Source organism: Planomonospora parontospora (genome assembly GCA_014647935.1).
Taxonomy (GTDB): Bacteria; Actinomycetota; Actinomycetes; order Streptosporangiales; family Streptosporangiaceae; genus Planomonospora; species Planomonospora parontospora.
On record BMQD01000016.1, the window covers coordinates 193,276 to 204,022 of the forward strand.

Annotated in this window: 9 protein-coding genes; 6 read left to right on the forward strand and 3 right to left on the reverse strand. The window is 73.0% G+C overall.

What is annotated here, in order from left to right; translation table 11 throughout:
* Positions 1-15 precede the first annotated feature (15 nt).
* Together IEZ07_RS24450 and IEZ07_RS24455 are read left to right on the forward strand one after the other, a co-directional pair.
* Positions 16-924 (forward strand): VOC family protein, encoded by a 909-nt coding sequence (locus IEZ07_RS24450; RefSeq protein WP_191896871.1) that lies wholly within the window; start codon positions 16-18, stop codon positions 922-924.
* The gene (locus tag IEZ07_RS24455) at positions 921-2,393 is read left to right on the forward strand and encodes an FAD-dependent oxidoreductase (RefSeq protein ID WP_191896872.1); all 1,473 of its coding nucleotides are present in this window, start codon (positions 921-923) and stop codon (positions 2,391-2,393) included. The genes IEZ07_RS24450 and IEZ07_RS24455 overlap by 4 nt, the downstream gene beginning before the upstream one ends.
* A gap of 90 nt (positions 2,394-2,483) precedes the next feature.
* On the opposite strand, the gene IEZ07_RS24460 is transcribed toward IEZ07_RS24455, so the two are convergent.
* Positions 2,484-3,437, reverse strand: coding sequence for a TetR/AcrR family transcriptional regulator C-terminal domain-containing protein (locus tag IEZ07_RS24460; RefSeq protein ID WP_191896873.1), 954 nt, complete (start codon positions 3,435-3,437; stop codon positions 2,484-2,486).
* A gap of 240 nt (positions 3,438-3,677) precedes the next feature.
* Between IEZ07_RS24460 and IEZ07_RS24465 the strand changes: the two genes are divergently transcribed.
* The gene (locus tag IEZ07_RS24465) at positions 3,678-4,817 is read left to right on the forward strand and encodes a hypothetical protein (protein WP_191896874.1); all 1,140 of its coding nucleotides are present in this window, start codon (positions 3,678-3,680) and stop codon (positions 4,815-4,817) included.
* 186 nt (positions 4,818-5,003) lie between these two features.
* Here IEZ07_RS24465 and IEZ07_RS24470 read toward each other — a convergent pair whose 3' ends face one another.
* Both IEZ07_RS24470 and IEZ07_RS24475 read right to left on the reverse strand, forming a co-directional pair.
* A complete protein-coding gene (locus IEZ07_RS24470; RefSeq protein ID WP_191896875.1) occupies positions 5,004-5,288 on the reverse strand; it encodes a ferredoxin in 285 nt (94 codons plus the stop codon).
* Positions 5,285-6,442 (reverse strand): 3-ketosteroid-9-alpha-monooxygenase, oxygenase component, encoded by a 1,158-nt coding sequence (locus tag IEZ07_RS24475; protein WP_191896876.1) that lies wholly within the window; start codon positions 6,440-6,442, stop codon positions 5,285-5,287. Before IEZ07_RS24475 ends, IEZ07_RS24470 begins: the two co-directional genes overlap by 4 nt.
* Positions 6,443-6,659: 217 nt before the next feature.
* Between IEZ07_RS24475 and hsaA the strand changes: the two genes are divergently transcribed.
* From hsaA to IEZ07_RS24490, 3 genes are all read left to right on the forward strand, one after another.
* Positions 6,660-7,826 (forward strand): 3-hydroxy-9,10-secoandrosta-1,3,5(10)-triene-9,17-dione monooxygenase oxygenase subunit, encoded by a 1,167-nt coding sequence (hsaA, locus tag IEZ07_RS24480; RefSeq protein ID WP_191896877.1) that lies wholly within the window; start codon positions 6,660-6,662, stop codon positions 7,824-7,826.
* A 226-nt stretch (positions 7,827-8,052) separates the two neighbouring features.
* Positions 8,053-8,670 (forward strand): TetR/AcrR family transcriptional regulator, encoded by a 618-nt coding sequence (locus tag IEZ07_RS24485; protein ID WP_191896878.1) that lies wholly within the window; start codon positions 8,053-8,055, stop codon positions 8,668-8,670.
* Between the two features lie 324 nt (positions 8,671-8,994).
* Positions 8,995-10,747 (forward strand): GAF domain-containing protein (locus IEZ07_RS24490; protein ID WP_191896879.1); only part of this gene is annotated, 1,753 nt, incomplete at its 3' end.

The window sequence follows — 10,747 nt, forward strand, 5'->3', positions numbered from 1 at the left end:
ACTCGGAGTGATGAGATGACGCAGATCCGCGGGCTCGGCTACCTGAAGGTCCGGACACGCGACCTCGCACGCTGGCGCGAACTGGTGATCGACGGTCTCGGCTTCGCCGAGGGCGCCGGGCCGGACCCGGACGGCCTCTACCTGCGCATGGACGAGCGCCGGTCGCGGCTCGTCGTGCTGCCTGGCGAGACCGACCGGGTGCTGGCCGTCGGCTGGGAGGTCCGCGACCAGTTCGCGCTGGCCGCGGTCGGCCGCGCGGTCGAGGCGTCGGGCACGGCGGTCAAGGTCCTCTCGGCGCGGGAGTCCGCCGAGCGCGGCGCCGAGCAGGTGATCGCGTTCGACGACCCGGCGGGCACCCCGGTCGAGGTCTTCTTCGGCCCCGTCCTCGACCACGCCCCGGTGCTCACCGGGATGGGCCAGCGGTTCGTCACCGGCGAGCAGGGCATGGGCCACGTGGTCATCCCCTCCACCCGTGCGGACGAGACGGTCTCCTTCTACGCCGAGGTGCTCGGTTTCCTGCCGCGCGGCGCCATGCGGGTCGGCGGGGGGAAGGGTCCGCGGGTGCGCTTCATGGGCGTCAACCGGCGCCACCACAGCCTCGCGGTCTGCCCCGCCCCGCACGGGGAGGAACCGGGCCTGGTGCACCTCATGGTCGAGGTCGACGGCCTCGACGCCGTGGGACGGGCGCTGGACAACGTCAACCGGCTGGGATTCTCCGTCTCCTCCACGCTGGGCCGGCACACCAACGACAAGATGATCTCCTTCTACGTGCGCGCGCCGGGCGGCTGGGACATCGAGTACGGCACCGGCGGCCTGCTCGTCGACGAGACGCACTACACCGCCGAGGAGATCACCGCGGACAGCTACTGGGGCCACGACTGGTCCGGCTCCGAGCCGCTGGCGGCCTTCACCCCGCGCGCATGAGCGCCGTGCCGCCGGTGGAGCCGGTCCGGGCCGGTTCGGTCGGCGCCTGGGACCACGAGTGCGACGTGCTCGTCATCGGTTTCGGCTGCGCGGGCGCGGCCGCGGCCTACGAGGCCGCGGCCGCCGGGGCCCGCGTCACCGTGCTGGAGCGCGCCGGCGGGCCCGGCGGCTCCTCGGCGCTGTCCGGCGGCGAGATCTACCTCGGCGGCGGTACGGCGCTGCAGAAGGCCTGCGGCTTCGACGACACCCCCGGCGACATGTTCGCCTACCTGGTCGCGGCGCTCGGCCCGCATGCCGACACCGAGAAGATCCGGCTGTACTGCGACGGGAGCGTCGAGCACTTCCGATGGCTGTGCGAGCGCGGGCTCACCTTCAACGAGGGGTTGTTCGACGCGCCGAGCTGGGTGCCGCCGACGGCGGACGGGCTGATGTGGCTGGGCGAGAACGCCTGGCCGTACAACACGGTCGCCCGGCCCGCCCCGCGTGGGCACCGGCCCGCGACCGAGTCGTTCGGCGGCTGGCTCCTCATGGAGAAGCTGGTCGCGGCCGCCCGGGAGGCCGGGGCCGCCGACCACGCCGACACCCTGGCGACCAACCTCGTCGTCGGCGAGGGCGGCCGGGTGGCGGGCGTGCTGGCCCGCCGGTACGGCGAGCGGGCGGCCTACCGCGCGCACCGGGCGGTGGTGCTGACCACCGGCGGCTTCGTCGACTCCGAGGAGATGCTCGCCCTGCACGCCCCGGTGCTGCTGGGGCATGGCAAGGTCAGCGACGGCCTCGACGACGGCGGCGGCATCCGCATGGCGGCGGCGCTCGGCGCCGCCACCCGCCGCATGTCCGCCGTGCAGATCGCGCTGACCGCCCTGCCCGCGCTGGCCGTGCGCGGCCTGCTGGTCAACGGGCTCGGGCAGCGCTTCGTCAACGAGGACGTCTACCCGGGCGTGTTCAGCGCCGCCGCCGTGCTGCACCAGCCGGGACCGTACTGGGTGGTCGTCGACGAGGAGGGCTACGAGGACGTCCCCCGGCGGGACCTGTGGGGCGTGCGCCCGGCGTTCGCCGCCGAGACGCTCGCGGAGCTGGAGGAGTCGCTCGGCGTGCCCGTCGGGGCGCTGGAGACGACGGTCGGGGTCTACAACCGGCACGCGGAGCGGGGCGAGGACCCCTACTTCCACAAGGACCGCAGGTGGCTGCGGCCGCTCCGGCCGCCCTTCGCGGCGGTCGACCCGCGGCTGGGGTTCGGCGCGGGCGGCCGGAGGGACACAGGTGTGGCCGGGTTCACCCTGGGCGGGCTGCACACCACCCCCGACGGGGCCGTGCTGGACCAGTCCGGGCGGCCGATCCCGGGCCTGTACGCCGCGGGCCGAGCCACTTCCGGCCTGCACGGCGACGGCTACGTCAGCGGGACGTCGCTGGGCGACGGCACGTTCTTCGGCCGCCGCGCCGGTCGCGCGGCGGCCCGGTCCGCAGGGTGATCCGAGGCGACACCCCCGCCCGGGTTCTGTACGGAGAACGCCCAGGCCCTGGAACCGCGGCGCCGATGGAGGACTCGGGGGACCGCGGGGTCATCGCTCGCCCAGCATGACGGCGAACCCGTCGAGATGGCGTGCCAGGATGTGGTCGAACATCCCATCCAGGTCCGACACCGTCTCCCCGGGGAGCGCGGCCAGGAGCGGGAACCGTCCGGTGCTGAGGAGTTCGTCGGCCCGCCTGCGCTGGAGCAGCCGCCAGCCGTCGAGCGTCACGCCGGTCTCCTGCTCGGCTTCGGCCTCCTCCGCCACGGACAGCGCCACGGTGTGGACCAGCGCGGGCAACGTGAGCGCCTCGCGGATCCGGGTCTCCACGGGCAACCCGAGCCCGTCGAGTGCGCGCAGGGTCCACTCGGTGTGGGCCATCATGTTGGGCACCAGCAGGGGGCGGGTGAACGAGACGGCCCTGGGCAACCAGAGGTGCCGCCGGGACAGCTCCCACTGCCGGCGGGCGACCAGCTCGAGCTTGGCCCGCCATCCCTCCGGCCCCGGGACGGGCAGCTCCGCTTCGCCGAAGACCTCGTCGGCCATCTGCGTCACCAGTTCGTCCTTGCCCGTCACGTGCCGGTACAGCGACATCGGGCCCGTGCCGAGCTCGGCCGCGAGCCGCCGCATGGACACCGCGCCGAGTCCTTCGGCATCGGCGATCGCGATGGCGGTGCGCAGGACGTGCCTGCGGTTCAACGAGCCCTTGGGGACGCCGGCCTGCCGCGCCGCCGGCGGCACGGCCTGACCGGCCGGCCGCTCCTTCCGGCTCGCGCGTGCGCTGACCACCGTGCCGGCGCCGACCTTCGCCTCGACCAGCCCTTCGTCACGCAGGACCGCCACGACCTTGGTCGCGGTCGCGACCGCGACACCCCACCGCTGGGCGATCTGCCGGATGGACGGCACGCGATCGCCCGGCCGCAGGTCGCCGGCCAGGATCCGGGTCCGGAACTCCGCGGCGATGCGCCGGTAGGGCGGATCCGGACGTTGTGTGGACGAGGTCATGAGTGCCTTCCAAATTCTTTGGCGGTTGTCGCGCGCTTGTCTTCAATGTACTAGTGCATTAGTCGACCATCCTAGTGCACTTTTTATCCCCTATTCCAGGTGATTTGGTGATTTCTGCAAGGCATGCTCATACGATGTACGCATGACATTTGATACGTCGTACGCATACATGCGGCAGATGAAGGCGACGGCCTGGCGAGGGCGTTGCGCGGGGGCCTCGGCATGCTCGGCGGAGGCCGCATGAACCGGACGGGAAGCCGGTTGTCCGTCTCGTACGCCGAAGTACGGTCGTGGCACCGGCCGCTCACGATCATGGTGGCGGCCATGTCCGCGCTGGTCGTCGTCGCGAGCGTCGGTCTCCTCGCCGACGGCCGCGAGCTCCTGCAGCAGTCGGTCTGGGCCAAGCCGCTGAAGTTCGGAGCGTCGTTCGTCATGTACGGTGCGACGCTCGCCTGGCTGATACCGAAACTGCGCCGGGCGCGGCGCACGATGTGGACCGTCGGAACGGTCTTCGCCGTCGCCGGGCTGATCGACGTCGGTTTCATCGCGGTGCAGGCCGCCCGCGGCACCTTCAGCCACTTCAACGCCGGTACCGACACGTTCAACCGGATCGGGCAGCAGATCTTCTCCACCGGTGTGTTCGGGCTGTTCGGGGCGAGCCTGATCGTCGCCGTCATGCTGCTGTTCCAGCGCATCGGTGATGCGGCGCTCACCTGGGCCCTGCGGGCCGGGATCGGGCTGGCCGTCCTCGGCATGGCGCTGGCGTCCTTCATCACCGGATGGACCTCGTCGGCCGGGCCCCGCACGGTCGAGGACGCCCACGGCAACCCGGTCCCGCTGGTGGGCGGACACGGGGTCGGGGCACCGGACGGCGGCGGCATGCCGATCACGAACTGGAGCACCACAGGCGGAGACCTGCGCGTCCCGCACTTCATCGGCCTGCACTCCATCCAGGTGTTCGTGCTCACGGTGCTGGTCCTCACCGCCCTCGCGACCCGGATCGACCGGCTACGCCACGAACGCGTACGCGCCCGGCTCACCGGAGTCGTCATCCTGGGCTACAGCGCGCTGTTCACCATCACCGCCTGGCAGGCGCTGCGCGGCCAGTCGCTGGTCCACCCCGACGCGGCCACCTGGACCGCGCTGGCGGCGACGACCGTCATGACCGCGTTGCTGGCGGCCCTGGCCGTCACGGCGGCCCACCGCAACGAGCCGGCCCACCGCGCCGAGGCGGCGAGCCGGAGCGAGCCGGTCCGCCGCAGGAAGGCGGCGCACCGCGATGAATCCGCACACGGCGAGACGACGGCACCCGCCGGCTCCCAGGCGTCGATCGGCTCGTCCGGCTCCCATCCGGTCCGCACCCGCACACCCTTCCCCTGATCACGGTCCCGGCGAACGGAGATCATGATCAGAGGGCAGGTGCTCCCACCGGCAGGTATGCGCCACCCGTGACGGTCACGCACCGAAGTCGACATGCATCGACCGGTTACTCCGCCCCTCGTCGCAGCCAACGGAGACGAGCCGGTGGGCAGGAGGGGCGGCGCGGGTGGTTCGCGGATCCAGGCGTCATCCGTCCCCGGCGTCGTCCGGCACGGGGAGCTCCCCGTCCAGCGCCGCCCGGACGATCGACTCGCGCAGCGCCTCGCAGGCGGGGAAGAGGTCCCCGTTCGGCCCGTCGCCCGGGACGGAGGCCCGCCGTTCCAGGCAGGTCTCCACGGCCTCGGCGCTCCACTGGATACTGGTCTGCTGCCAGCTGGCCTTGCGCGCCCGCACCGCGGCGCCGCACGCCCGGCAGCGCACCGGGCTCATCGGCGGGCCGTCCAGCAGCCGCTCGTCCGGGCGGGCCGTCACGCGGTCCCGCCTCCGGCCGCGGCCCTGCGGGCGAGGTTCTCCTCGACCTCCTTCTTCCACGCCCCGACCGGCCGGGTGGTGTCCAGCTCGAACTCGAAGCGCTCCACCATCTCCGGCGCGACGTCGGCGGCGTCCACGTAGAACTGCTCGTACCAGCGGCGCAGCTGGTAGACCGGCCCGTCCTCCTCGCACAGCAGCGGGTTGTCGACGCGGGCCTTGTTCTTCCAGATCTCGACGTCCTGCTCGAAGCCCTTGAGGATGAAGGCGCCCAGCCGTACGGCCATCTCGTCGGCCCCGGCGCTCCCCAGCCGCTCGTTGCGCTGCACGATGATGCCGGACTGCAGCACGAAGGAGTCCGCGTCGACGGGATAGTGGCAGTTGATCAGGACGCAGTCGATGTCCATGCCCTCGTAGTGGTAGGTCAGATCGTCGATCATGAAGGACGGCCCGTGATACGCCGCCACAGAGGTGTTGCCGAGCATCCCCGGCCGGCCCTCCTTGGCGGGCGGCCGGGCGTCCGGGCGGCTCAGGCCCTTCATGATCTGGGTGGCGACGTGGCCCTCGAAGACGTTCTTGAAGTACGTCGGGAACGAGTAGTGCACGTAGAAGAAGTGCGCCATGTCGACCACGTTGTCCATGACCTCGCGGCAGTTCGCGGCGACGAGGGTCTCGTGCCAGACCCAGTCGGTCCAGTCGTCGCGCGTCGCGCCCTCGATGCGGGGGATCGTGACGCCGGGCGGCGGCGGGTTGCCCTCGGGGTCGTTCCAGACGAACAACATGCCGTCCTGGTCCATCGTGGTCCACGCCGAGGTGCGGGCGCGCAGCGGGACCCGGCGGGCGTAGGGGATCTTCTTGCAGCGGCCGTCGCCGCCCCAGCGCCAGTCGTGGAACGGGCAGGCGATCTCGTCCCCCTTGACCGTGCCGCGGGACAGGTCCCCGCCCATGTGCCGGCAGTAGGCGTCGAGCACGTTGAGCCGGCCGTCGCCGCTCCGGAAGACCACCAGTTTGGCGCCGAAGGCGTCGACGGTGTGCGGCCGGCCGTCCTTGAACCGCTCGGACAGGCCCAGGCAGTGCCATCCCCGGGCGAAGCGTGCGGGTACGGCGCCGGCCTCGATGGTGCGGACCCCGTCCCGCTCGGTCTCGGCTGCAGTCACGCTGAACCCATCCCCTCAGGACGCGCACCCTCCCGGATTCCCGGCCTTCCGCGAAACGGTAGGCCGGGGCGGCGCCGTACGGGCCGGGAGTCCCGGTGGCCGGGACGGCCGCACCGGGGCCGCCGCCGCCCGGCGCACCATCGTGGTCTGCACCTGACGGCCCGGGCGGGCACGAGCGGACACGAACGGACACGAGCGGACACGGGGAGCGCAGACCATGAGCGACGAGGTCCTGGAGCCGGTGCGCGCGCTGCTGCCGGGCATCGCCGGGCGGGCCCGGTCCGCCGACGAGAACCGGCGGATACCGGAGGAGACGGTCGCCGAGCTCGCCGCCGCCGGGGTCTTCCGGATGCTGCAGCCCAAGCGGTACGGCGGCACCGAGCGCGACCCGGCGGAGTTCTTCGAGGTGATCCGGGAGGTCTCCGGCGCGTGCGGCTCCACCGGCTGGGTCGCCTCCCTGCTCGGCGTGCACCAGTGGCAGGCCGGCATGTTCGCCGAGGCCGCGCAGGACGAGGTCTGGGGCGGGAGCCCGGACGCGCTGATCTCCTCGTCGTACGCGCCGATGGGGCGGCTCACCCCGGTGGAGGGCGGCTACGAGATGTCCGGCCGGTGGAGCTTCTCCTCCGGCTGCGACCACGCGTCCTGGGCCGTGCTGGGCGCGACGGTGGTGGGCACGGAGGGCAGGCCGGTCGACTTCATGAGCGTGCTGGTGCCCCGCGCCGACTACGGGATCCACGACGTCTGGGACGTGATCGGCCTGCGCGGCACCGGGAGCAACGACATCACCGTCGAGCGGGCCTTCGTCCCCGCGCACCGCGCGATGCGCAACTACGAGCAGGCCCAGCTGCGCGGCCCCGGCCAGAAGGTCAACACCGGCCCGCTCTACCGCATGCCGTTCGCGACGCTGTTCACCTCCGCGATCACCGCGCCGGTGATCGGCGCGGTGGCGGGCTGCTACGACGCCTACCTCGCCGCGATGCGCGACCGGGTACGGCTCAGCCTCGGCGGCGGCAGGTTCGCCGAGGACCGGTTCGCCCAGGTGGCGGTCGCGCGGGCCGCCTCGGAGATCGACGCGGCGATCCTGCAGACGGACCGCAACGTGCGCGAGGTGTACCGGCACGCGGTCCGGGGCGACGCGATCCCGATGGAGCTGCGGCTGCGCGCCCGCAGGGACCAGGTCCGCGGGACCGAGCGGGCGGTGGAGGCGATGGACATCCTGTTCAAGACGGCCGGCGGCAACTCGCTCCGGCGCGGCAACCCCATCGAGCGCGCCTGGCGCGACGCCCACGCGGGCAGCGTGCACGTGGCCAACGACGTCGAGCGGGCCCTGGCGCTGTACGGCAGGAGCGCCTTCGGCCTGACCGTCGAGGACGACCTCGTCTGAGCGGCCCGGCCGCGACCCCGCCTGAGCGGTCCGGTGCGGTGGTCCCGTCCGAGCGGTCCGGCGAACCGGCCGAGCCTGAGCGGTCGGTGGGGCGGTCGCGCCCGAGCGGTCCGGCGCGCGCCGGAAGCGGGGCCGGGGCGTCCCGCTGACCGGTATCCGGGCTTGGCGGCCCCGCCCCGGGCCGTGTGTATTGTCTATCCGGCATCGCAGACGACCGGGGGAGAACGTGCCGAGGATCGCCGAAGTCAGGCCGCCCGCCGAGCCCAGTTCGCCCGAGCAGCGCGCCCGGCACCTGCGCATCCTCCGCGCGGCCGCGCGCATCGGGGCGGAGAACGGCCTGGAGCGCGTGCAGATGCACGAGGTGGCGAAGGCCGCGGGCGTGGCGATCGGCACGCTGTACCGGTACTTCCCCTCCAAGACCCACTTGTTCACCGCCGTCATGGCCGAGCAGATCGACCGGTTCGGCGAGAACCTGCCCAAGCCCGCACCCGGAACGAGCCCCGAGGGCGCGGTCGGCGACGTGCTGGTGAGCGCCAGCAGGCAGCTGCTGCGCAAGCCCGCCCTGGCGACCGCGATGCTCCAGTCGGCGAACGCGGCCAACGCCGCCGCGGTCGCCGACGCCGCCCGGATCGACGGCACCTTCGGCGGCATCATCCTGCGGGTCCTCGGCATCGACGACCCGACCGTCCAGGACGCCGCCCTGGTCCGGCTCCTGCTGCAGTGCTGGTACGGCGTGCTGCAGTTCAGCCTCAACGGGCGGGCCTCCATCACCGACACCGAGAGCGACATCCGGCTCGCCTGCCGGCTCCTGCTGGCCCCGCGCTCGAACGCCCCGCAGGACTGAGGCGGGGCCGCTCAGGATCGGCGGCGAGACCCAGGGCGCCTTCTCCGACATCATGGCGCGGTACCTGCCCAACGGCTGGAGGTTCGCGCTCTCCAACGAGGACTACCGGACCCGTGCCGGGCGGACGTTCGAGGGCGTACCAGCCGGCCCCTGGAGGCAGGACGCTTGGCAGGGTTCGCCGTGACCGTTGAACGTGCCGGGTCGGGTGGGCGGAGCCCGGGTGGGCGCGTGAGGGCCGTGGATCGCCGCCTGTCGTGCGTGGCCTGCGTAACGTGGCTGGTAGACCCGGATACGGGGCGGTAAATCTCGGGGGAGATGAGATCCGTGTCGGCAACAGATCACATTCACGACGCCCGGCGGCTGCGGGCGCTGCACGCCACCGGCCTGCTGGAGGCGGACGAGGTGCCGGTGCTGGACCGGGTGACGCGGCTGGCGGTCCGATGCCTGCGCGTGCCGGCGGCGATGGTGTCGCTGATCGACGCCGACCGCCAGGTCGTCATCAGCGCGGCCGGACCCGACGAACCCGGCCGCCACGAGCAGGCACCCCTGTCGCAGTCCCTGTGCCGGCACGTCGTGGCCACCGGCGCGCCGCTGACCGTGCCCGACGCCCGCGCCGACGCGCGCTGGCGCGGGATCGAATCCCCCGGGGACGGGCGGCTGACCTCATATGCCGGGATGCCGCTGCGGGCCGGTCCCGGCCAGGTACTCGGCGCGCTGTGCGTCATCGACGCCGAGCCCCGGCAGTGGAGCAGCGAGCAGCTGGCCACGCTGGAGGACCTGGCCGCGCTGGCCGAAGCCGAGATCGCGGTGCGGCTGGCCCGGGCCGAACCATCCGAGCAGCAGGAGAGTGTGCAGGCGGTGCTCGACCGCGTGCCGGAGCCGATCGCCCGCCTGGATACCGCCGGGGCGGTGACGGCGTGGAACAGTGCGGCGGTGCACCTGTTCGGCCGGTCGGCGGCCGAGGCCGTCGGCCGGCCGCTCAGCGAGCTGATCAGCCCCGAGCGGCTGCGCGACGACTACGAGCGGCTTCTGCACCGGGTGCTCGGCGAAGACGCTCGCGCCCAGCAGGCGCACCGGGTGAAGCTGACCGCCGTCGACCGCTCGGGGCGGGAGTTCCCCGCCGAGATCGTCACGCAGGCCCGCACCGGGCGCGACGGGACGCAATGCCATGTGGTGCTGCACGCCATCGGCGACCACCACGAGGATCGACGCGACCTCGAAGACGAGCCCGTGTTCTGGCGGGCGCTGGTGGACAGCCTGGACGTGCGGGTCGGCGCCTGCGACAGCGACGGCCGGATGATCGTGGTCAACCAGCCGTTGCGCCAGACCCGCGAGCAAAGGCCCGGCCTGCACGTCCTGGAGCTGGGTGAGGCCTTCGGGCTGCTTGACGCCGACGGGCGCACGCCGCTGCGCGGCGCCCACGTGCCGCTGGCACGGGCCCTGGCCGGCGAACACGTCGACGGCCAGCAGATCGTCATGCGGCCGCCCGGTGCCGCCGCGCGCCGGTTCAGCGTCAACGGCCGGCCGATCGACGCCCCCGACGGGCGCCGGTTGGGTGCGGTGGTGACCCTGGACGACATCACCGCCGCCCACCGGGCCGAGGTGTTGCGCGCGGCGCAGCACGCCGCGGCCGAGATGCTGGCCGATGCCGCCTCCGCCCAGGAGGCCGCCGACGGCGTGGTCGCCGCCGTCACCGACGCACTGGACTGGACCTGCGGCGAGTACTGGCAGGTCGAGGAGGACCAGGTGTCCATCGTCCGCGTCGGCTCCTGGAGCAGGCCCGGCCGGGACCTGTCGGCCTTCACCGGTGACCAGATGGTCGTCTTCCCCCGCGGCAAGGCGCTGCCCGGACTGGCCTGGGAGCGCGGGGAACCGGTCTGGATCGCCGACCTGGCAAGCGATCCTTACGAGTTCTCCCGCAAGCCGGGCGCGCTGGAGGCCGGCCTGCGCTGCACCTTGGCCCTGCCGGTGCGCAGCGGCGGCCACGTGCTGGGCGTGCTGATCTTCGCCACCGATCGTCCCCAGCCGCCCGACGACGACCTGGTCGAGCTGCTGGACGGGGTGTGCGCCCATCTGG